The following is a 23,467-nucleotide window of genomic DNA, read 5'->3' as shown; positions in this document are numbered from 1 at the left end:
TGAGACAACTTCACTTTAGGAACGCATCATCAATAGATGGGGTAGTGGATTTCGCCAGAAATCCGACATTTCTCGCTGATCGCCACCCCGCAGAACGCTCGTTCCCAGGCTCACACCTGGGAACGCACTGCCATGGAGGCTCTGCCTCGCGAAAATCAGCGTGGCCTGGAAATTGTCAGCTGATCGGCAGGCAGGAGCCTGCCAAACATTGGGTTCCCAGGCAGGAGCCTGGGAACCAGTGGTGCCTGTGGTAAACAACTGTCGCTCGACTTTCCAAGTCGATAGCTTTCCAAGTCGATAGCGTTCTTCGCTGTACGTTGTCGACTCGGAGAGTCGAACGACAATCGGCAAGCGGTAACCTATTAATCGCACGTCCCTTGAAGATCCTGCAGTGGTGGGATCTTTGACAAGATCCACTACGGCCAACGCTAACTCTTTGCCCAGACCACTGAGTGTCGACCTTCAATCTTGTTGCAGCAAGCCTCGGGCGGTTTCTTTGGCTTGCTGACGCTGAGCTTCCGATGCGAATCCCAGGCTCGTGTCGCGATAGATGAACATTGGATCGGCTTGCAGCTCCTGGAAGCCGACCGTGCGTGGGTCCAGCCCACTTTGGTTCATTAGCAATGCCAGTGCGACGTCGCCCAATTGGACTTGCGCGGGTTTGTTCGGATTCTCGCGTGTGCGATAGCAATGACACACGCGACGATCGTCCAACAACCCGCGGAGTGTCGTTTGCAGACTCATGCGTTCCGATTCGGACCAACCGCCTGCACGGTAATGAGTTGATGTCAGTGACGAAAGACGCGTCAGTGTCAGCAACGCGATCGCTTGATCAGAAGCCGGGCTTGTGGGCGAATCCAGAATGCGGCGACTGATCTCTGCGGCCGTGTCACCGCAGCGGTAACGCATCGCGATCTTGATGCGGTCGATCGATAGCCCGGTGGATTCGTGCAGGCGGAGCCATGTTTCAATCACGCGTCGAAACGCGGGGTCGCTGGACAAGCTCTCGACAGGGCCGTGACCTGGTTGGCGCAGCAAGCTGCCCAGTTGCCACGACATCCGGCCTCCTTCGCGGTGCCCGCCAGTGCAATCCAAGAACATGACCAACGCCCAGATCGCATCGGACTCCCGATCCAATCGGCCGAAGTCGATTGCTTGCAGTCGGAACGATTTAGAGACAGAAGCCTTCGTCTCAGGATCAACCGCGAAACACGATTGCAGAACGCGCGCGTGGCGACGACAGATGCGACGGTAAAGATTTCTTGATTCGACGTCCGCGCCGAACAGTTCCGAGAATTGGACCCAGCCGGGCAGGAAACGAAGTTCATCGATGTCTTTTGCACGCAGGGCGTCTTCGGTCAAGCGGTGCCATTGCAGATCCCGAATTTCCGAAATCAATTCTCGACTTGCGATGCTGACTTCTATATCCCGATCGGCGACCGATTGCTGCAGCGACTGGATGACAATCGCGTAGGATTGTTGATCCGCCGCTGCGATCCGAACGAGTGACCGTTGTGATTTGGTGCGCTCCGCAAACGACTCGGAGCCCAGGAGTTGGATTTGGGTGGCGACTTGATCGACAAGCGGCGTGACACCGTTAGGTTCACCGCTCCGGCCAAGTGCTGCTGGCAGGAATGCGTTTGCCGCCAGTACAGCGAGTAGCGCCCCGGCGCGAGCGAAACGATGAACGAAACCCATTCTCAACCAGTCTATTTGTCGCGTCCGATTCTTCGTGGATGGGCGGCAACGAAGGAGCCACTGTGGGGCTCGTGGGGCGAGCCAGGGAGTGATTCGAGCTAACAAACCGCCTGGAAAAACCTAGGTCACGTTCGGCGTCGGCACCGAATCCGGTTTACCGAATCTGGTTTTCGGGGCTGAGTGAAATCCCATTTTTCGGGTACACTTTCGCTGGCCGGCTGTTGAATAACACGCCGCTAGCCCGGATTATTCACGCTGGCTCACTACAGTCTTCGCAACACGTTTGAGCGAAACGTCTTGCGTGGATTGGTGCGAAAACAGTCTGCGCATATCAGCCGCCACGCGATAGCGTCCGGCTCTCAAGCCAGTACTCGAGAACCGGGCGCTATCGCGTTGCGGCTCATGAATGATCGGGGCTGGCGCCGTCACAGCGGCGACCGTCGCGGGGTGAGAAACACCGTTTTCAGTGCTTTCGCCCGGCGAAAAGACTTACAGAACCTGCAAAACTCGCACAACCGCACGAAGCCAGACATTCCATGCAGATCATTTGTTTCGAAGACAGCCAAGTCGAGCAACTCACGCCGGTGACGTTGGCGAGACCTGCGTACGCGATCAGTTGCGCCAGCATCAAACTGATTGACTGGTTGCGAACTCTGGACGGTCAGTTGAGTGTTTCGGTCCGCCCGCACTTGGCGGATCTGGAACGGCTCGATGCCGGACTATCGGCTCCAGACGCCATCACCAGCAACACGGTGGTTCGCGGTGGCATTCTGCTGGTCAACGCGAGGTTGGTGCCGCGGGTGGAGACTCTGGCGACGTTGAAACGGCTTGCCCAGAGCGAGCAGACCAGCGTGATTCTCGACACCGACGGGCAAACCCTCTTGGTCGCCAGGATTACGGAATCCGACTGTCTGAAAATCCCCGAATCGGGTTCCACGCTGGCTACAACGCTGGCCATGAGCGGAGAGTCCGGTTCGGAGACACCGACCGGCGACGCGGCGGTCGGACCGCTGCTGGCGCTTTGTCGAACTTTGGCTGCTAACAAGGTGTCTCACTCGGATCCCTCGATCGCCGTTTTTCATTGGCCGCACGAGATCGTCGCATGGCACATGCGTGAGATGCCGTCGGCCATGCAATGGCGTTTGGATCAAGGTGGGTACACGGAGACAGCGGACGGCGTCTTCACCCAAGTCGGGGTCAAGATCGGACAGTATGCGGCCATCGACACATCCGACGGTCCGATTCTGTTGGATCGCGACGTCAGCGTGGGACCATTTTGTTACCTTTCCGGACCCGTGTATGCCGGCGCGGGCACTCGCGTGATCGAACACGCGGCGCTCAAGGACGGCGTGGCGTTGGGGCACACGGTCAAGATCGGAGGCGAAGTCGAAGCGTCAGTGATCGAGCCGTACACGAATAAACAGCACCACGGTTTCCTTGGCCACAGCTACCTGGGCAGTTGGATCAATCTCGGTGCAGGAACTTGTAACAGCGATTTGAAAAACACGTACGGTAAAATCAACATCCAGTACGGCGACCGAAAGATCGCAACCGGAATGCAGTTCTTGGGCTGCATCATCGGCGACTACTCCAAGACGGCGATCAACACGAGCATCTTTACCGGTAAAGTCATCGGGGTGTGCAGCATGCTTTACGGCTTCGCTACATCCAATGTGCCCAGTTATGTCAACTACGCACGGCTGTTTGGTCAAACGGCACCGTTACCAGCGGAAGTCATGGTGAGCACGCAGCAGCGGATGTTTTCGCGACGAAAAGTGCAGCAGCGTCCGTGTGATATCCAACTGATCCACGACATGTATCGGTTGACGGAATCAGAACGCGAGGCGGCCGAACAGTACGGACTGTGACGATCGGCCAAAGAAGCATGGAGGGATCCCGCCAGCAGTTTTTGAGGGCAGGGAATTCTGGCGAATCCCATTACGGAGTTGTGCGTACATTTTTTTGAGACGAGAGCAGAACATGAGCATTGCAGTCGGACTGGTCGGCGCGACCGGTTACACGGGTTTAGAGGTCGCGCGGCTATTGGCTTCGCATCCCACGGCAAAGATCGTTGCGGCGACCGCCCGCGCTGATGCGGGCACCTCCATCGCATCGGTGCATCCTTCGTTGGCCGGCGTGTTGGATTTGACGTTGCAGGAACTCGATGCCGAGTCCTTGGCAAAACGGTGTGACGTCGTCATGTGTTGCCTGCCGCACGGCGCGTCGGCGGAGACCGTGCATGATTTGATCAAGGCGGGAACGCGGGTGATCGATTTCAGTGCCGACTTTCGACTTTCCTCACGTGATCTGTATGAGTCGTGGTACAAGGTCGTGCATCCGTGGCCCGACCGCATTGGCAAGACGGCATACGGAATGCCCGAGTTCTTTGCCAAGGAAATCGCCGACGCCGATTTGGTTGCCAACCCGGGCTGTTATCCGACGTCAGCCATCCTGCCGTTGGCACCGTTGGTCCAATCCGGGTTGATCGACACCGGCGACATCATCGTGGACAGCAAGAGCGGTGTCAGTGGCGCAGGGCGCAGTGCCAAAATCGGGACGCTGTACTGCGAAACGAACGAGTCAATCTCGGCCTATTCGGTGGGCAGCCATCGGCATCAACCAGAGATCGAAGACCTAGTGCATCGGATCGCGGGCACCTCCGTCCGTGTGGTGTTCACGCCGCACTTGACGCCCATGGACCGCGGCATCCTTTCCACGATCTACGTCCGTCCGACCTCAGGAGACGCCAAAACGTCGGCCGAGCAAGTCATGCGAACTTGGCGAGAACGCTACGCGGGCTGTCCATTCATCACTCCCGTCGATCACTTGCCGGCGACCAAACACGTTGCGGGCACCAATCGAGTTCAAATGACCGTTCGGGCGTCAGGTGACCGATTGGTCTTGGTTTGTGCGATCGACAATTTGGCAAAGGGTGCCAGTGGCGCTGCGATCCAAAACATGAATGTGATGTTCTCGCTCGATGAAACCACCGGCCTGACCTGAGACAGTGTTTTCAGCGAGACGGCAATTTCGGTTAGACTGAAACGCAGCACCATCGATTCCACCGGCCCACGTTCGTTATGTCAAATGATTCCTTCCGCGATGCGGAGCAGCCAGCGGACCACTCGCCGGAATGGGGCGAGCCGTTGTCAACCAATCCGTATCGATCTCCCCTGGATTCCGCATCGACGGATCAACACACCATCGCGATCGAGCCGGAGGTGCTGACGGAGGAGTCGGGCGGCCGTCGGGTTTGGTCGTCCGTGCTGGTCGTATTTGCGTCGTTGGCGGTGTTCTTGGTGACCAGTGGGGTGATGGCGGCTGTCAGCGTTTATGTGGTGCACGGTGAACTGACTTTACGATTGCTGCGTGACCCTGCGGCGATGGAAAAAGTCACCCAGTCGCGTATCGGGCTGGTGATCTTGGTGGTGATCCCGCAACTGGCGATGGTCACCCCGTCGATTCTTGCTGCGTTGTTGTCACCGGTTCGCACCCGCCGCCGACTGGGGTTGGTTCGAGGCCACTGGCCGCTGTGGGGATGGGTCGCAGCGGCGTTTGCGACTCCCTTGGTCGGTCTGATTTCGTCCGTCGTGGTGGGCTCGTTCATGCAGGAGAGCGACAGCCTCAAGACGATGTCCAGCGTGTTTCGCGGGCACGGAACGACTGGGTTCCTGATCCCGCTGGCCTTGATGATCGGGGCAACCCCGGCCATTTGCGAAGAATTGCTTTTTCGCGGCTACGTCCAAACGCGGCTGGTCAAAGCCTGGGGGCCAGGGGTGGGCATTTTCATTGCGTCGGTGCTTTTTGCCGTATTTCACATCGATTTGGTCCATGTGATTGCCGTTTTACCGCTGGGATTGTTCCTCGGATTCGTGGCTTGGAGAAGCGGTTCCCTGCTGCCTGCAATGGCGGGCCATTTCGTCAATAATGTGTTCAGCGTCGTGGCGGTCGTTTTGGCACCGGAAGACCAGAACGATATCACCCTGGCCATGCCCGTGGCGATCATGTCGTTGTCGATCATGGCCTTGGGTTTTCTCGGAACACTGGCAGTCATTGCTGCTTCGATCGCGTATCCTGATCCTAATAAGAACCTGCCCACACCGCTGCCGATTGCCGACGCGACTGACGACCCGGTCATTCACACGTGATCACGTCGGGTCAACCAGACAACTGTACCCATAGGAACAACAGCCATGCCATTTCGACTCGGATTCGAGCACCCAGGTTACCTGTGGTTGATGCTCGCGTTGCCGTTGATCTGGTGGATCGGCTATTCGTCGCTGGGTGTGCTGGGGCGATTTCGCAAATGGCTTGCGCTTTCACTGCGTACCGTCGTGTGGTCGATCGTCGTGCTCGCGTTGGCCGGCGTTCAGATCGTCTGGGTCAGCGACAAGATGACCGTGATGTACTTGCTGGACCAATCGATCAGCATCCCGCAAGCCAAACGGCAGGTGATGCTGGATTTCGTGGTTCGCAACGTCAAGCGTCACCGAAACCAGCAGCGTGGCGACCGCGCTGGCATCATCGTTTTTGGCCGAAACGCGTCGATCGAAATCCCGCCGTTTGACGACGACATCTATTTGCAACGCTTGGAAGCGCGTCTGGGTGAAGACGAGACCGATGCGACGAATTTGGAAGGTGCGTTGAATCTCGCCCAAGCCTCCATGCCGGAGGACACCGCGCGACGCATCGTGATCGTTACCGACGGCAACGAAAATCTTGGTCAGGCAAAGAAGCTCGCCGCACGCGTCGCCAACGCGGGGATCGGAATCGACGTGGTTCCGGTTTTGTTGGATGCGAAAAGCGAAGTCCTGGTAGAAAAGGTCGACTTGCCCGCCGACATTCGCAAAGGACAACCGTTCGAAGCCCGAGTGGTCCTCAACAATTACAGCGAAGACCACGACGGGACGGGCAGGCCAACAAAGGGGACGCTGCGTCTGACCCAAAAAGCTGGTCGCACCGTCACGGGGTTGTTGGAACAAGAAGTCACGCTGACGCCGGGCAAAAACATTTTTCCCGTCCGACTGGAGATCGATCAGCCGGCGTCGTATGTCTACGAAGCCGAGTTTCTGCCTTCCACGGACGAAGACGACGGGCTGAAACAAAACAACAAAGGCTCCGCCTACACACACGTGCGTGGCGAAGCCCGTGTGCTGCTGATCGAAGACCAGCGGCGTGTGGGCGATTTTGATCTGATGATCGAAGCCTTGCGGGACGCGGACATCGAAGTCGTTCAACAGTACACCGATGAGCTGTTCGGATCGCTGGCCGAACTGCAGGCCTTTGACGCTGTCATTCTGGCCGGAGTCGCACGATCGGCCGATCAAGACGACTCGGCAGTGACCTTCACCGATGCACAGATCGACATGTTGGTCCGCAACACCCAACAACTCGGCGCGGGCATCCTGATGATCGGCGGTCCGGACGCGTTCAGCGGATGGACGGGTACCGAACTCGAGAAAGCCATGCCGGTGGATTTCAAGATCAAGAACGCCAAGGTCGAAGCCGTCGGTGCTCTTGCCTGCATCATGCACGCCAGCGAAATGGCTGACGGAAACCATTGGCAAAAGGTCATCGCCCGCGCCGCGATCGAACAACTCGGCCCCTCAGATTTCGCTGGCGTGTTGCACTGGGGCATGAGCGGTGACCAGTGGATGTGGGGCGGCGGACTCATGGAAGTCGGCCCCAATCGAAAGGCCATGCTCTCCGCCGTCAGCCGCATGACTCCCGGTGACATGCCGCAGTTCGATCCCGCGATGAAGATGGCGGTCAAGGGACTGGCCAACACGCCCGCGTCCGTCAAGCACTGCATCATCATCAGCGACGGTGACCCCAGCGACCCCATGCCGGGAACGATCGCCGCCTTCAAACAAAACAACATCACCATCAGCACCGTCGCGGTTGCTTCGCACGGTCTGACCGAAAGCCAACGGTTGCGTGGAATCGCACAAGCAACCGGGGGCAAGTACTACGCGGTGAAATCGGGAAAAGCGTTGCCCAAGATCTTTCAACGCGAAGCACGGCGTGTCTCCAAGCCGCTCGTGTTCGAGCCCGAAGGCGGCGTGATCCCTCAAGTCACCCCGTTGCAGCACGCGTTGATGGACGGCGTCGACCGAGTGCTGCCCAACACGCGTGGCTTTGTGCTGACGCAAACCAAGGATGGACCGCTTGCTCAAGTGCTGATTCGATCACCCAAGCCTGTTGAACCTGAAAACAATACGGTCCTGGCGGTTTGGACTTATGGACTCGGCCGGACCGCCGTTCTGACCACCGATGCGGGAGCACGCTGGGCGACTTCATGGAATGATTGGCCCGACTACGATAAGTTCTTCAGTCAGCTCGTCCGCTGGACCATGCGTCCCACCGGCGACACGGGCAAGTACTCCATCGCAACCAGCGTCAAGGATGGCGAAGTTCAAGTGGTGGTCAACGCGCTCAAAGAAGACGACTCGTTCTTGGATTTCCTGGACATGCAGGCCAACGTGTCGGACATGAAAGCGAGCGAGAGCGGCGAAGAAACGACGTTCGGTCAACTGGACATGCGGCAAACCGCGCCAGGCCGCTACGTCGGAACCTTCCAAGCCGACGCGGCTGGCAACTACTTCGTCACCGTCATCCCTGAACCCGGCGCCGCACCGCTAACCGTTGGCGTTTCCGTCCCCTACAGCGACGAGTTCCGAGTTCGCGAAACCAACATGGCCTTGATCGAGTCGTTGGCCAAGACCCAGCCGGCGGGCGGCGAAGCGGGGGCCGTTGCACCGGCGCTGGAGACCGAGCCCACCGAAGACTTGGTAGACACGAATACCTTTCGCGGTGGACTCGCATTGGCTCGATCCATCAAAGACGCGTGGCCGTGGTTCTTGCTGACCGGCTGCTGCATCTTCCTGGCCGATGTCTTCGTGCGTCGCGTCGCCATCAATTTCGATTGGGTCGGCAACGCAATGAGAAAGCTGCGGGGTAAGACGAGTGAAAAAGATGCCGCGGTGACCGCACGACTCGATGCGTTGCGCAAGAACAAAGAGGCCTTGGATGATTCGTTGGAAAAACGACGCGCGAGTGTTCGATTCGAACCCACCGCGTCGGACAATTCCACGGACGATGTTCAAATCGGAACGAGCGGCACCGGTGATCGATCGGCGACGAAATCGGACGCGGCAACGCCCGACGCTCCGGCAAAAGACGCCGGCGGCAGCTACACCGAGCGACTGTTGGCCGCCAAACGCAAGGCACGTAAGGATTGATCCAATCCGCACAACCCTCAGCGGCCCCATCGCACGCCAAGTTGCGTGTTTGACATTCTGATTCGCGGTTCTCGATCTCCCAGTTCTGAGCTACTGCTACGTAGGCGGTCTGCTGATGTTGTCGATTCCAGGTCCCGCTGTTCCGAAAGCTCACGACCGCCAAGCATCTCCTATCCGTCGCCGCGAATCCGACCATGTTGTTGCCCGTTCTCATCACCGTTGTCGCATCGATCGTCGGACACCGACTGTTCGCCGAGATCGTGACGCGTCACGAAGAATCGTGCTGGCGAAAGAAAACGCGTGAATACTATTCCGCCGTGGCCCGCCAATCCGCAGTAGTACGGGCCAGTCAACAGTCATCGAGCCGAATAACGCAAACGGTGCAGAACAAGCCCGCTGATCTGGAATCTGTCCAAAACTCAGATCGCTGGAAAGGATGGCGTCGGGTCGGCGTCAAGTCGATTGTTGACGAGTCACCCGATTGTCGTTCGTTTGTTTTCGCGCCGCTCGATGGCAAGCAGTTCCCGCGGTTTCTCGGCGGACAATCCATTCTCGTACAATTGTCCGATCCCTCCGGCAAACCGGTTTCGAGATGTTACAGCCTGTCCAGCGGTCCTGACGAACCGCACTATCGAATCACGGTCAAGCGTGTGCCGGGAGGTAAACTCAGCAACCTGCTGCACGACACCATCCGCGTGGGCGATGAAGTCGAAATTCAATCTCCCCGCGGCCGATTTCACTACTCAGCCGATCTATCTGCTCCGCTGAACCTGATCGCTGCCGGAATCGGCATCACGCCGATGGTGTCGATGCTGTTTCAGTCGCTCAGCGAGAGACTCGATCGCGAAGTCAACTTGTTCTACCAACTGCGTGATGCGAGCAACGCTCCCTTCCTGGCACCGTTGCGTCGACTCGCAGACTCACTGCCCGAGACATGCCGATTTCGATTGCACGTTTGGTACAGTCGACCATCGGCTGAGGATGTCGGGTACGATTTTGAAACGGGACGAATCACGGCTGAGAAATTACTGGAACAGTTGGGCCATGAGGATGGCGAGTTCCTGCTCTGCGGTCCCAATGAGTTCATGACCGAGCTGGCAAGCGGCTTGGTGGTCCATGGAGTGAACGAATCGAAGGTCAAGTTCGAATCCTTTGGCGGAAAACTCACCGGTCCCGGCGCGATCGCGGTGCCCGCGTCTGACATCACGCAATCGACGACGACTGGCCAGTCGTTTCAAGTCCAGTTCTCTGGCTCGGAGAAAACGGCAACCTGGGTCTCAGAGACGCAAACCTTGCTGGACATCGCCGAGCAACTGGAGATCCCCGTCACATCCGGATGCCGGGCCGGCGACTGTGGTGCATGCATACAGAAACTCAATCGCGGCAGCGTACGGTATCTCTGCGAGCCCGAGTGCGAAGTCGAACCGGGCGACTGCGTTCTCTGCATCGCCCATCCCACCAGCGACGTCGAAATCGACGCCTGAGCAAGTCGCACCCACCACGTAGCAGCGTCCCCCCGAGACGCTCAGCCCGTGTTGGAGTCCAGTTGGCTATAGTCCGCAGGATGAGGACTTCAAAAAAAGAGGGGATGCCTCGAAACTGGTTTTTTCTTCTCAGAGACCAGTAAATAGGAGGTCATCCCCATGCGAACCAAGAGACTCTACCGTCGAGTGCCCGTCAAGAAGATCTCCGTTGAGATTCTGAAGGATGCAGGACTCGCCAAAGGTGGTTCCGGCACTTGTGTTGGGCTGGATATCGGTAAAAAAGAAATCGTTGCCGTCGTCCGTTGGGCTGATGGAACATTCGATGCGCCCTGGAGCATTAAGAATCCGGTGGAGATTGACGAATTGATTGTGCGGTTGCAAACCCTCAAGGATGTCTGCGACAGCCTCACCATCGGACTGGAGTCTACCGGCACCTATAGCGAGGCGGTTCGCTATGCAATGACCGCGGCTTTTTTGGAGGTTCACCGGATCAGCGGCAAGGCATCCAGTGATTACAAAGAGATCTTTGACGGAGTCCCCAGTCAGCATGACGGCAAAGACGCTGCGATCATTGCCGAGTTGACTTGCTTTGGCAAAGGGACTCACAGGCCTTACGTGCCCCCAGGAGAAGTCGAGCAGGAGATCCGCCATCAAGTTCAGCGACTGGATGCTTTCGACTCACAAGCGACCCAGTGGTGCGGTCGCTTGGTAGAACACAATCCGGGGGACACAGCACTTTGCTGTGTCGATCAAACGTATCGCTTGATGTTGTCCATGGAACATGAGAACTTCCTCTGCGCGTGACCGCTTCCAGCTGCGGCAGCAGCGACAGCATAAAGCGTGGGGCGTCAGCCCCACGTGCAACCGACAATCATCCCATCAAGCTGCGGAGGCAGCGACAGATACTGCTGAATTCGTTAGATGGGACTCCCTCGAGGTCCGATTCGGGCGTCCTGAGATCGCCTTCCGGCATTGCCATCCGCTCCGGAACACTCGCTTGCACTTCACTCTGCTCCGCGTTCCGCTCATTGAGTCGATCCAGCGGACTGACCACTTTCTTTTCTGGGTCATTCAAGCAGTGCAGGTAGATCATCGTGGTGCTGATGTCCTCATGCAAATGGTGACGATGCATCCTGCGGTCACGAGGATTTCGCGAATGCCGATAACGTACCGATCTTCTCACCACGGCTTCTCCCCCGGATCCTGGCGAGCTTCCAGCGAGTCAGGATCTGGGGGAGAAGGGCTGGGGATGAGGGGGCACAAACCCCAATACACCAAATCACGTAGCAACGTCTCATGGGACGGCAGGTGCTATTTTCGTTTCAGAGGGACCTAATCGATTTTGTCCCGATGGGACATGACAAAATAGCCCAGGTCAGATCGCCGCGTCGCCCTGGGTAACAGTGCTTTGCTGCGTTGATCAAACGTGTCAATGGATGCTGCCCATGGAAAACGAAAACATCCTCTAGGTGCGGCCGCCCTCAGCTGCGGAGCCAGCGACAGCATAAAGCGTGGGGCGTCAGCCCCACGTTCGACCGGCAATCATCCCATCAAGCTGCGGAAGCAGCGACAGAGACTGCTAAACTCGTTAGATGGTTCTCTGGGGGCAATGTGTCCTCGTTCCGCCAGGTCCGATTCGGGCGCCCTGAGATTGCCTTCCGGCATTCTCGGCCCTCCCTTTTGCTGGGCTCGTTTCATATTGCGAGCGTCTCACACACCTCTGCCAAACGCGGGCACTCTTCCCATCGTTTTCGCCTTCGAAACTCCAGCAGCGATTCTGCCACTTTCAGGCGTTTCCAAATGGCCATGCCGTCGCAACTTCGCATACCAGATCGCTGGCCAATCCGGCTTTCCCGAAGCGACAACGCTATCATGAACCCCACCGTACCCACTCTCACGCCTGCTCTCAGATCTTGCCATTGCATGACCCCTCAAATCGGAAATCCAAATGCACAAAATGTCCGTGCTGTCAAAATGCAGGCCCTGCAAGGTGGTGTCAACCCCACCTGGGATTGCACTCAAAGCGGCAACTGCCTATAATGCGTGGTGTTCTTATTGGCAAATTGCTGTAAAGCTTGGCCAAAATCAGTCAACTGCCAATAAGACCGGGATAACTGGAGGGCCAACCGCCCATAAGGCGTCAAATAACCAACCGCCAAGTCCTGACTCCCCTTAATTACAAGTTCGTCGGATGAAGAATGAATCCAACGCAGGTGTCTTGGGCGAGGCAAAAGATCGATGTGATCGAAGAGGATGCGTGTCGTGTTGGTTTGCCGTCGTCTGTTTTGATGGCTATCTTTGACACGCTATCGCGATCTGTTGCCGGGTCTGATCTTGGTCCGCGCGATGAATGAATGCTTGCGACCTTCTTCGTGTCTTTTCGTGTTCTTCGTGGCAAATCGTCTTCACGGTTGGAGGCGGAACGACTCGGATGCTCGAAACCAGCGTCAGGCGTCGATGCGGCCGACAATCTTCACCACGAAGGTTGCGATCGACGATGCGCGGTCGAATTTGGCGCGTGATGATACGCACGCTAGACTTTGGTGATCGGTGTTGGGCAATGGTTGCTCGTTCGCCGCTACCAACACACCAACGAACAATGCGTTGGACACGAAGCGACGGATACGGCGTTTGCAAATGGATGCCACATTGCCGTCGCTCGGTCAACGCTGCCGTTCGTCGGATAATGCCTTTGCTCAATGTCGAATTCTGACATCAATCCATACGAGCCCGCAGCCAATGAAGACACACTCGCTCGCCCGCTACGTGTACTTGCTTCAAATACATCAACTGTCGGCTACCTTTTGTTGGCAGGCTTCCCGTTGTTTACGGTCTGCACGTTTATGCACAGTTGCATGTGCGGTCATCTGCAGCATGCTACGCCAACGACATTTCCACTGCATGTTGGTCTCGACGTTGTGCTCGGAATCGTGTTCTTGGCTGCCGCCTACTTTGCATTTCGCTCAACGATACGACATCGCAAAAGTTTCACAGCATTATTGACGTTGATCTACGTGGATCATGTTCTGTTGGCCAATGGGGCTGGATATTTTTTTATTCTCATCGACGCTCCAGTCATGATATTCATTGCCATCCGGTGCATGACACGATGCCGTGAAACGCGAGCAGATTTGGTAGCGGCATGATAGATGAATGGCTACAATTTCGGACCGGTCACCACTGCACAAAAGACCGACGAACCATGCCGTGCACACGGAGCACGGCTTGCAAGGTTTCACAAATGGAAAGTCGTCTCTCCGTGCCCGGTGACGGCCACCGTTCCCGACTAGAGTAATGAAAAAAACGCCTATCCTCCCAGCCGCAATTCTCGTCTCTTGCCTCCTCGGGTGTGCACCTGAGCGTGGTATCACCGAATCGTCCCAAGACAGCAATTTCGCTGACAGTTCACGCCCATCGCTTGATCCAGAGCCGTCCCAGGAGATCCTCAACAAACGAATTGAGTATCGCGACGCGTTGCGTCGCGTCGTCGAAATTCTCGAGCGTCGGTACATGCAAGGAACAGACAACATCACATCACTTGCGAAAGCAAATATTGAGCTAGCAGAGGCGGAGCTTGCAGCGGCAATCACTCAAGCAGACCGTATCGCAGCTGTGGAAACACTGCTTGAGCACGCAAAGGAGCGAGAGGATTACGCTCGGGTCAGAATGGAGACCGGAATTGGAGGCACTGACGAGATGGCGGTTGCTACTGCAGGCCGGCTTCGCGCGGAGTTGATGCTACTGGAGGAGAAAAGTCGTTTAGGTCAGCCTGTATCTGTAGAAAGTGCGAGGTAGGGTGCGGCGAACCATGCCGTGCAACTTCTTTTCCGCACATCTAAAATCCGATTTCTCTGAGTTTTTCGCGGTCAGTTTTTTTTGCGCCCGTAGCTCGATGGGCGAAGGCCCATGAGCTTGATCAATTGCGATTGAAGCGATGTCGGCTGCGTGTAGAGACTCAGAGTGTCACCGTCGTCGGTTTGCAAACGGTGGTGACTGAGACTCGATAACGCATCAATCAATCGGCGAGTCGTTGGTCGTCTGCAGGCGCGACCTTCAGGGTACAGCGGGACGCTTTCTATCCCGCTGGAGTCCATCGCCCGGCGAATCTCTCGTTCGATCAACGTCTGAATCACCAGTGCTAAGAAGTAAACACAAAGCAACGATTCGATTCGGCTGACTTCCTTGAGATAGACCGGGGCAACGCAAGAATCGGTTTTCAGTTGGCTGAATCGTTTTTCGATAATCGGTTGACGCTTATAGGCTCTCAAGACATCCTCCGCAGATAGCTTGCTGTCGTTGGTGATTAGCGGAAAGATTCCATCGCTTCGCTTGGCCACTTCGAGAGCATCGGCGTCAATTTTCCAACTGAGGTCAAAGCGAAGTTTCGTTTCCTTGGTGTACTGAGTCTTCTTGCTGCGACGCCCCGGAGTGGCTTGCTTAAGAGTGACTTCTTCCTCCTGAATCACTTCAACGCTTAGGAACGAACCGACAGGACGTTTAGCGAGAATCGCTTCCACCTCCTCTTGGACTCGGTGACGCTGTCGCATAAGCGTGCGTGGGGAACGTAGACGTGCGCGGAATCGAGACAGTTCGCTAGTCGTCTTGCCGATCGCCTTCATACGGGAGGCTTCATCGGTTGTCTCCTTGACCAACGAGTGAATCCAGATCAAACGATAGCCATCCTTTGTCATCTCTTCTTCACGTGGAGTCCGAAACCGATGCTCAAGGTTGCCATCCTCGTCGCGAATTTCGTAGAGCGTTTTCCATGAAACGCAGTCGGGATCGTCGGTGAGCAACTGCCTCATCTTCCGCGGTTCACTGCGATTCTTCGGCAAGATCGTGATGAATCGGCCTTTCTGGCGATGGAGGTGCGCAAGATTCTCGCTGCTGGCCAATTTGCAATCGGCGATGTAGAGAAAATCCGTTCGCCCCGTCAGTTCCTTGAGCAAATCCCAAGTCGGAATATGGGTTTGATCGTCATGCTTGTCGCCATCGTCGGTTGTAAAGTAAACCGGGACCCCGCCGTCCTCAGAGACGGTCAGTATGTAAAGCAACTGTTTCAGGTCAGGTCGATGGTCTTTGCTGTGTCCCTGTCGCATCGCAGCGGTTTGTTTGCCACGTCGTTGGACCGGTTCTTCAAACTCTTCATAGTCACCGTAGAATCGGACCGTCGTTGAATCATTGTGTAATTCGGATAGGTCAAGATCGAACTGCTCTACCGACTGACGCGTCACGGCCATCGCGAATTGAGGTGTGTCTACATCGAAGAGACGATCCAGAGCGCGTCCAACACGATCATCGTTGAGTGTTTTAAGCTGAGTCTCTTACAGGCCCAGCAGTTCAGGTTGATAAGCTGCTGCCCACTGAGCCAGTCCGTAGATCGGCTCACGACTAAGCAGGATGTTTTTGACAAGCAACAGGATCGCGGTGGACGTGGCAACCTTACTTCGCCCGTCTTCCCAGGGCAGAAACTGATTGAGCAGCGAGTGCAAATTCAATCGGTCGATGAATCGATTGATGATGGGCAAAGCCCCAATCGTTCTTGACTGCAAGGTCAAGTCATCGGCCACCGCTTTGGTTGCGAGCTTGGCAGGATCGGACGCACGATGCGGTTGTCTTTTTTTGTGTCTCATGCAGGCACGTTATGCATCGGCCTGCGTTGATAGAAAGGTGTCCAACAGGGACGGCGCGCGCGGTGCATTAAGACTTACGGAAACAGCCATTGACGTAAGTCGAGTCGGACTCAACTTACGTGAATTTCATTTGACGTAAGTATAAAGGTGTGCTCGTCAAAAAAAGTTTTGCGCATCGCTGGACACCCCGGCATGGATAACATTCCGCAAAGAACGCCGCTTGCATGTCCGCGAAAACTCGAAGAAAATGAAAACGAGACGTGCGGAAAAGAAGGTGCACCCGAGTACGCAAGCCAGCGTTTTTAAGTGAAAAATCTTTCGCGTGTACCGGGTGACGCGTGCCGTTATCCGACTGAAGCCCGTTCGTGATTCGCAATGAACTACATCATCACTGTCGGCATCGCAATCATATTCGCGATCTTCGCAACTGCGGCGACGATGCCGTTAGCGGGCGATGCACCTCCGGTTGGTGCTATCTTGTTCGGTTCATTTTGCGGTGGACTTTACGTGGGCCGCTTCGTCTCAAGTGCGCTCAAATACAAACCCAAGCTACGACGACCGCGTAACCAGCTTGACGCCACCCCAACTCGCCCATTTAGTGAACGGTTGCGAACGTTCTCACATGGCGACGATCGTGGCGATACCGTTGAGCGTTTGCCGGAGACGTCACGGATGCCGTTCTGGATGCTCGATACAACGCATGACCGAACACCGCCCAAGACAGCGTCCTTCATTCGGCGTATACTCTACCGCATCCGATCCGTGCTAACGTCAGGCAACGGATAACCATGCCGTGCACCGGAGCGGCGTCAACGCGTTTTCTGATGGTTAGTTTTACTCTCGCCGCCCGGTGACGGCTACCGTTACGTTTCAGATCAAAGGCGTTCGCCGGTGCCAGCCTGCTACATAATTCGATTCGCGGACACAGGTGAAGAAACGGAATGGTTCGGTCTGCGCGGATACTACTACGAATTCGGCGATGGGTCGACACTTGACCTTCGACCAACGATGGCGTGGTGCGTTAAATGCCAAGACTTCGTCGATGCTGAGTGGATTGCGTCGCTGCAACAAATCGAGGACGAACTTGTCGAACTGCGCGATCCAACGTCTATGCGCGCCGAAGTCTTTACTTCAGAAGAACCACCCTTCGACAAACCTGTATTTCGCGAACGCCGAAAACGGTTGTATGCCGAGGCGATCGACGAGGCAGAACGACGGGTTCAATGGCGGAGCGATCGTCTCGCACCACCAAAGTGTCTGCAATGTGGTTCGACCAACGTCGAGTTTCAGGGTGACGGAAACGAAATGACTGTTACCGGTCGCGGGCTCGTGCATGTTGAATGTACTGGAATGTGCAGCACTGATTTTCTAAACTGGTTTTTCACTCCCGAAGGTGATCGGATCCCACGCGAAACGAAGCCTTCTTACTGGCACCTGCCCGGAGAAGAAACGTAACAAGTAAAGATTTGACATCGCGGAGTGAGGAACGAATGCAGCCGATGTTCAAGTCCTCTGTTCAAGAAGCCCGTGGTCCTGCCAAGTGGTTTGACTAGCTCACTTGGTTTTTGCTTGCCGCTGCTTCAGATGCTGGCGGTGCGTCGTCCATGCTGAATGACGCGACACGGCGTGCGATACTGCTTCACGTTTCGAGCTGCGTCTGTTCGACGGTGCCTTGCCATCGAAGACCGGTTTCCAGTCCCTTTTTTGCGACGATGGGCGATGTCGGGACGTACCTTCATCCTCTGCCTCCCCGATGACGTTTCAAAATCGTCGTTAGCATTCCGTTCTCTCATCACGCTTCCTTGGCGAATACGGCTTACGGTGGGCCGCGTGGCAACAAGGTTGCTGCTTAGCTTGCCAGCTACACTAATCGGACCTGACCACTACAGGGCACGACTCATGGGGACGCAGCATCAGAGCGTCCTGGCAACGTGGTGCTGCCGATGAAACCATGCGGCGGTCCAACAGTGGCCTGAGTTCTTGTGGCTTCTCGCGCTATTTGTGGCAAGCAGTCTTCACTCGCTGGGTCGGGGGCAGCGATGGCCACGAAGAACACAACGACACACGAAAAAAGCTTCGTAACTGAGCAACTTCCGATGAATGTCTTGTCTCATCGACTGCGATTGTGACACCGCTTGCGGCCACTTCTTTCTGCCGACGCCTGAGCTTTGTTCGTTTCGCAGGCGGTGTTGTGTATCGTGTCTTCTGCGATCGCCTTCGGGGTCGGTTGGGTATTGGGAATTGCTGACCGTCGGCGAGCTGTCGCGACCAACGGCTACCGTCTTTGACCGGCTTCGCGGTCAGAGAGAGGCTTTTTGGTGGGACGATGCTTTGGTTGCGATGATGCTGATGGTGGGGCGACGCATGATATGTTCGGATGATTACGACTGGTATCTGGAAACGCAGGTAGAAGTCGCAAAGGAAACGGGCTGGGACCCGGCAAAATCGCTCCAGATGTACCTGCCTGGTTTGACACCGGGAGTGTCGTTCGAGATAGAATCTTTTTGAGGCGGATTGGACGCTCCGATCCAAGCTCTACGGGCCAAGTCATTTGGGTTGGCAACCTCCGACAAAGCTCAACGCCCGATCTATGCATGCACGTCCTGTGCCTGCATAGATCGCAATTCGTTCTGCGATTAGAGTTGACAGCGCTGCGAGACACACAAAATGAGATTTTCACACTTCATAACATGCGTTTTCGCGGTTTCGTTGCTGTCCGCAGACGCTACTGCATTGGAGACCGCACCGCTTCGTTACGATGTGAAGTCTCAGCCTGGAGCGTTCGTTCCGTACGCTGCCAGCCACCCCACTACAGAGGCAAATCCTCGCATCACGCGAATTCTATTCTCAATCCACAGCAGCGATTTCGACGCGTTGCAGTACTACAAGAATGCTCAGCAAGCGGCTTCGCGCGTACGCGGCGCTCTCAATCAGACATTAATCGTTGCACCTCAGTTTTACGAGCAGAACGTGATTCCAGGCGCGATCACAGATGGCTTGTTGTTTTGGAGGTCCAGCCCGTATCGTGGTTCGTCACGATCTGCAAATGGTCCTGATGCAAAGGCGATTTCACTTAGCGCCTATGCCGTCGTCGACGAATGGTTAGAACGTCTTGTCGACAGCGGTAATTTCCCAAATGTTCGCGAGATTGTCTTGGTCGGGCATTCTGCTGGCGGTCAATTTGTGCAGAGATATGCAATGGTAGGCAAATACCAGCACGAAATGATTCAATTTCGTTACGTTGTCTCTGCGCCATCGTCATACGCCTATCCTTCCGCCGAGCGTTACAACGTTTCGAAACGAAGTTTCTTGATTCCAGATGAGACGACTGTTGAGCAATGCCCTGGATACAACCATTGGGGTTACGGACTTGAGAAACCCTACGGCTATTTCGCTGACGTTGATTCTCAGGCGATCGTTGAGTCTTACGCAAAGAAGCGAGTCTTCTACCTATGCGGGGAAAACGATGCTGACCCAAACGATGGATCTCTCGGCAAGAGTTGCGGCGCGATGATGCAGGGCGCTCATCGCCTACAACGCATGTTGGTATTTCAGTCCTTTCTAGATTTCAAGTATGGAAAACGGATCACTCGTTTTCACAAGTTTGCAGTTGTGCCCAAGGTGGGACATTACGGATTCGGTACAATGACATCTTCAGCTGGGCTTCAGGCATTGTTCGGCCCGGTGCGTTAGAAACGCAGAACCATGCAATTTATCGAAGTGCGGCATGGCGTGTTTGCAAATGGAAATCAACTTGGCCGCACTCGGTGATTGCGGTCGTTCTAAGATCAACTTCGACACCTGGCAAATGCACCATGCGTAAGATCGCGCCTATCATCATCGTGCTCGCTATCATTGCGATACCGATTGTCGCGATGTTCGCGTGGATGACGTCACGCCCATCGTGGCAGATTTCTGTGCGAAATTCTCCTCAAGGTGCAATCGTTGAGGTGTACAAGTCCAATGATGTTCGGCCAACTTACACGACGGTTCTCACGGGGCAATTAATTGACACTGAAATTGAACGGGCAACGCGGATGGAACTGCCAGCGGAACTGGGAAAGACCACGTTTCACGACGAAACGCTACGGCCCGGACGCTGGAGGCTTATGCTAGATGGGACGGAACTTGATATCATGGAACGTGCTTTGATTGTCGATGGCACCACTGAAATTGCGCTGCAAGACTGACCTAAAATACGTCACAGAACAAAGCCTTGCACGTGCGGACTGGCAAGGTCTGATTGACGAGCGGGGGGAAATCCCGCCTGGGTAGCTGCTAGCCCACAGGCCCAGTATTGACAGGCCAGTATTGAGTGTTGCAGCGGCTCTAAGACGGGTGGTCGAAGTCAGTCGTTAAAGCACTGGACTTTCTGGAGCGAGACAGGCAGAAAGGGGGTGAGGATGAATGGACTGCGGGTGGTGTGCGCGGCTGTGAACGGGAATAGCTCCGAAATTTGGTACCTGTTGGATCCAATCAGATGATTCCAGTGCCCAAGGTTTGTGCATGCCCCAAGGCAGCACTCCGCGACGCGTCATTGGCGAGCTTCGTGGAGAGACCCGGAGTCTGCGCCCCAAAGAACGTTTGCTGTTCGCCTTGGTCGGCTCACGCGCGCTGCACACCACGTCAGTCAAGTAGCCAGTGAGGACCCTGAAGTTCTTAATGGACCACTTCATCCAGTCGTGCCGATTCGAGTATGTCCCAGAAGTGGAATAAGCGACGAAGCCAAATGACACTCAGGGATTCGGACGACCGAATACTACCGTTGAAGCTTGAAAGCCAATCAAGTGGAACGAAGTCGAGTATGATCGATCGATACTTCCAGGTTGCCAGATCGACTTGAGACACCTCGGTGCGACAAGTTTGGGCAAAAAAATGGAAGGGCAAAAAAATGCTCATGCTCATTTTGAGCCAGCATCTTTTGCCCCTCGCTGTCGGTCCTCTGACGCAGCGTTGGTCCGGCAGTTGCGGTAGGTCAGGCTATGCATGCCGGCAATCGTTCATCTCAGGTCGGCAACATCGGTCGTCAGCAGATGTCTTCCCCAATCCGGGCGGCCAAGCGTAGAACGGGGCGTACCGTATTTCGTCATGCACAGCATGACCTACGGAAACTCACCCGAAGTCGCAGGTAGACCGTTTGAAAATGGAAACCACAATGCCGCGACTCCGTCAACGCCGTCCTTCTGCTAGGATTCTGTCCCACTGACACTTTTGGAGGTCCGAAATGAGATGTAGTAGCTTTGCCCAATTGTTGGTGCTCTGCACGCTCACGATCTTTGCGTCTGAGCTACCCGCCGAGAATGCAACGCAAGCCTCGATCGCGCGGCAGCGATTCAACCAAGTGTTCGTGAAGGTAATCGTGCCTGTCACCGAGCGCACTCCGAAGCAGGATGGCCCCGTCGTCGAGTCTTGGGTTGTAGAGCAACTCAAAGAGATGGGCGAGTCCGAGTATTTCGCTGTCACAGACTGGGTGCCTGTCTGTGACGGGCTACTTGAGGACGCTGAAATTGACAATCGCGTTTGGAGTGGTCAACTTGACGGCAATAAGTCTGGCAACTTTTGCCCCGTCGGCGGAGACGTACCTCTGCGGGAAAAGGGACGCGTGTTGGTTCTCGTGGGTGGCTTTACGCCAGTCGGTGGCGAGGCGAGCATCACGCTGTTGGATGAACCTGGCAGTCGAGCAGTTGAACCCGTGCGGTTGGGTGCGGGTAAAGAAGTAAAGCGGATAGAGATTGAAGAGGGGCTTCCGTATGTGGCGGTCATCATTGCGCCCCCACCTTTACCGGGTGCCACGAAACATGGCGATGTCGAATAGGCAGCACGGGAACGCAGGACGCGAAACTGCCGATCGAGTCGAATTCTATTGTCTCTTGATCAACTGTGTCGCCGAGTCCTCCGCAAACGCCGAATTGCTACGAAAGGAAGAACCGAGCACGCACCGTCAACTCCTCATACTGTGCAATGGCAACCTGGAGTTCCTTCGTGAAGATATCGAATTCATGCACCAGGATTGGCGTCATCTCTCGCTTCGGTTGAACGGGTTAGATGATGCCGAAATGGTGGCGCGTCGAGATTGCTTTAGCGCGGCGAGTCTGAGCAAAAAAATGTGTGGGCAAAAAAACTCGTGCTCATTCTGGTTTTGCATCTTCCTGTCCTCGCGGTGGGGGCTCTGACGTGGCGTTGAACCGGTACGTCATGTTTGGAAAATGTTCGTCGCATGACGGCATGCGTTCATCGCAAGTCGGTGGCATCGGATGTCAGCAGATGTTTTACCCAAGCCAGGCGGCAAGACTTGGAAATGGGCAGACCGTATCTCCTCATGCACAGCATGACCTACGAAAACTCGCCCGAAGACGCAGGTAGACCGCTGGAAAATGGAAAGCACAATGCAGCGACTCTGTCATCGCGGATCGTTCGCCCACCAAGACTGGCCTTGGGGAACTTTTGCACTGTCTCCTCCGTCAAAGGTTGCTCTGAAACGACAAACCGCAAACTCCAGGATGGGTTCCCAATGAAACTACCTCCATTTGCTCTCTGCCTCCTCTTGCTCGGATGCAATCTGTCGCTGGCTCAGGATACGCCCAACGACGCGAAATTCACTGGACCAACGAAAGATGTGACCTTCCACGTGCTTTGGTTGATCGAATCCGACGATGAGAACCGCATCGCTTATGACGGACCGACTCGCGAGGGCCTGACTGCTGCAGGTTATGGACGTTTGGTTCCTGCTGGCTCGGCCGCTAGCATGGTTAGTATCGGGCAGCGAGCGAATGTTGCCGGATCATCTCGCTATGGGCAAATGTCGGTAGTCTTGTCCATGTTGAATACCGACGAGCAAGATGAGCTGCAAGTTAAGATTGAGCTTCAATCGAGCAATCGCTCACCGATGTCGATCGGTACTACTGCCAGAGCGCCACTTGGGCGATGGTTTCTTGTAGGCGCTGCTGATTCCCGCGTTGGATTGCCCCTGCACGCGGATGACGGTAAACGTGCCGTTGCAATCATGAAAATCGACGATGGTGTTTTGCTTCTCGACTGACAGCGAAGCGTGCTACGTACTGGGCGAACCATGGCATTGGGGCGTTGAGTGCGCGACACCATCCGTCCATCGCAAGTCTGTAACACCGGTTGCCAGCAGGTGTCTGCCCGGATCCAGGCGGCCAACCGTGAAGTTAAGGCGGACCGTATTTCGTCATGCATAGCATGACCTACAGTTGCTCGTGGCGGACGTTCTTCGCGCAGCGGGAGAAGAGTGCCAGTTCTGTGGCAGAGTCGGTCCTGGGGCGGTTGGGGATTGGAGTCTTCGGCTCCGCAAGCAAAGAATTTTGGCCCTTTTCAGAACTGGTGGGAAGCAAGTTCGGCGAGTGTCGTTTAAGTTGACAACATGGCGATTCCGCCCCAAGACCTTTTC

The 23,467-nt window shown here is 55.7% G+C and carries 18 protein-coding genes and 1 pseudogene; 14 read left to right on the top strand and 5 right to left on the bottom strand.

The features are described from left to right. Positions 1–15 precede the first annotated feature (15 nt). Both Pla52nx_RS08780 and Pla52nx_RS08775 read right to left on the bottom strand, forming a co-directional pair. Positions 16–372 carry a hypothetical protein gene (locus Pla52nx_RS08780; RefSeq protein ID WP_146519025.1) on the bottom strand — a complete coding sequence of 119 codons (357 nt, stop codon included), beginning with the start codon at positions 370–372 and terminating at the stop codon, positions 16–18. 90 nt (positions 373–462) lie between these two features. Next, positions 463–1,698 carry a hypothetical protein gene (locus tag Pla52nx_RS08775; protein WP_146519026.1) on the bottom strand — a complete coding sequence of 412 codons (1,236 nt, stop codon included), beginning with the start codon at positions 1,696–1,698 and terminating at the stop codon, positions 463–465. A gap of 536 nt (positions 1,699–2,234) precedes the next feature. Between Pla52nx_RS08775 and Pla52nx_RS08770 the strand changes: the two genes are divergently transcribed. From Pla52nx_RS08770 to Pla52nx_RS08745, 6 genes are all read left to right on the top strand, one after another. Beyond that, a complete protein-coding gene (locus tag Pla52nx_RS08770; RefSeq protein WP_146519027.1) occupies positions 2,235–3,566 on the top strand; it encodes a putative sugar nucleotidyl transferase in 1,332 nt (443 codons plus the stop codon). Between the two features lie 112 nt (positions 3,567–3,678). After that, entirely contained in the window at positions 3,679–4,701 is a 1,023-nt protein-coding gene (gene argC, locus Pla52nx_RS08765; protein WP_146519028.1) for an N-acetyl-gamma-glutamyl-phosphate reductase, read from the top strand. A 77-nt stretch (positions 4,702–4,778) separates the two neighbouring features. Further along, positions 4,779–5,846 carry a CPBP family intramembrane glutamic endopeptidase gene (locus tag Pla52nx_RS08760; RefSeq protein WP_146519029.1) on the top strand — a complete coding sequence of 356 codons (1,068 nt, stop codon included), beginning with the start codon at positions 4,779–4,781 and terminating at the stop codon, positions 5,844–5,846. A 45-nt stretch (positions 5,847–5,891) separates the two neighbouring features. Continuing rightward, positions 5,892–8,939, top strand: coding sequence for a VWA domain-containing protein (locus tag Pla52nx_RS08755; RefSeq protein WP_146519030.1), 3,048 nt, complete (start codon positions 5,892–5,894; stop codon positions 8,937–8,939). Positions 8,940–9,133: 194 nt separating this feature from the next. After that, positions 9,134–10,423: an FAD-binding oxidoreductase gene (locus Pla52nx_RS08750; protein ID WP_146519031.1), complete on the top strand. Its 1,290-nt coding sequence runs from the start codon at positions 9,134–9,136 to the stop codon at positions 10,421–10,423. A 159-nt stretch (positions 10,424–10,582) separates the two neighbouring features. After that, complete coding sequence (locus Pla52nx_RS08745) at positions 10,583–11,227, top strand: IS110 family transposase (RefSeq protein ID WP_146519032.1); 645 nt, start codon at positions 10,583–10,585, stop codon at positions 11,225–11,227. Positions 11,228–11,294: 67 nt separating this feature from the next. Here Pla52nx_RS08745 and Pla52nx_RS08740 read toward each other — a convergent pair whose 3' ends face one another. Further along, positions 11,295–11,555: a hypothetical protein gene (locus Pla52nx_RS08740; protein ID WP_146519033.1), complete on the bottom strand. Its 261-nt coding sequence runs from the start codon at positions 11,553–11,555 to the stop codon at positions 11,295–11,297. 2,162 nt (positions 11,556–13,717) lie between these two features. Here Pla52nx_RS08740 and Pla52nx_RS08735 point away from each other — a divergent pair. Next, a complete protein-coding gene (locus tag Pla52nx_RS08735) occupies positions 13,718–14,218 on the top strand; it encodes a hypothetical protein (protein ID WP_146519034.1) in 501 nt (166 codons plus the stop codon). A 71-nt stretch (positions 14,219–14,289) separates the two neighbouring features. Here the strand turns inward: Pla52nx_RS08735 and Pla52nx_RS08730 are convergent. After that, positions 14,290–15,729 (bottom strand): annotated as a pseudogene (locus tag Pla52nx_RS08730) (IS1634 family transposase); the annotation flags it as partial. A gap of 18 nt (positions 15,730–15,747) precedes the next feature. Continuing rightward, positions 15,748–16,056: a DUF4277 domain-containing protein gene (locus Pla52nx_RS08725; protein WP_146519036.1), complete on the bottom strand. Its 309-nt coding sequence runs from the start codon at positions 16,054–16,056 to the stop codon at positions 15,748–15,750. A gap of 375 nt (positions 16,057–16,431) precedes the next feature. Between Pla52nx_RS08725 and Pla52nx_RS08720 the strand changes: the two genes are divergently transcribed. The 7 genes from Pla52nx_RS08720 (at position 16,432) to Pla52nx_RS08690 (ending at position 23,095) form a co-directional block, all read left to right on the top strand. Beyond that, a complete protein-coding gene (locus Pla52nx_RS08720) occupies positions 16,432–16,842 on the top strand; it encodes a hypothetical protein (RefSeq protein WP_146519037.1) in 411 nt (136 codons plus the stop codon). 105 nt (positions 16,843–16,947) lie between these two features. Beyond that, positions 16,948–17,511, top strand: a complete 564-nt coding sequence (locus Pla52nx_RS08715; RefSeq protein ID WP_146519038.1) for a hypothetical protein — start codon at positions 16,948–16,950, stop codon at positions 17,509–17,511. Positions 17,512–18,297: 786 nt separating this feature from the next. Beyond that, positions 18,298–18,564, top strand: coding sequence for a hypothetical protein (locus Pla52nx_RS08710; RefSeq protein WP_146519039.1), 267 nt, complete (start codon positions 18,298–18,300; stop codon positions 18,562–18,564). Between the two features lie 159 nt (positions 18,565–18,723). Next, positions 18,724–19,749: a hypothetical protein gene (locus Pla52nx_RS08705; protein WP_146519040.1), complete on the top strand. Its 1,026-nt coding sequence runs from the start codon at positions 18,724–18,726 to the stop codon at positions 19,747–19,749. Positions 19,750–19,871: 122 nt separating this feature from the next. Further along, on the top strand, positions 19,872–20,246 hold the full coding sequence (locus tag Pla52nx_RS08700; protein ID WP_197454381.1) for a hypothetical protein: 375 nt from the start codon (positions 19,872–19,874) through the stop codon (positions 20,244–20,246). A 1,034-nt stretch (positions 20,247–21,280) separates the two neighbouring features. Then, positions 21,281–21,871 (top strand): hypothetical protein, encoded by a 591-nt coding sequence (locus tag Pla52nx_RS08695; RefSeq protein WP_146519042.1) that lies wholly within the window; start codon positions 21,281–21,283, stop codon positions 21,869–21,871. Between the two features lie 696 nt (positions 21,872–22,567). After that, positions 22,568–23,095: a hypothetical protein gene (locus Pla52nx_RS08690; protein ID WP_146519043.1), complete on the top strand. Its 528-nt coding sequence runs from the start codon at positions 22,568–22,570 to the stop codon at positions 23,093–23,095. Positions 23,096–23,467: the final 372 nt, after the last annotated feature.

The sequence above is a fragment of the Stieleria varia genome (genome assembly GCF_038443385.1).
GTDB classification, from domain to species: domain Bacteria; phylum Planctomycetota; class Planctomycetia; order Pirellulales; family Pirellulaceae; genus Stieleria; species Stieleria varia.
This window is presented reverse-complemented; position numbering and strand designations above follow the sequence as displayed.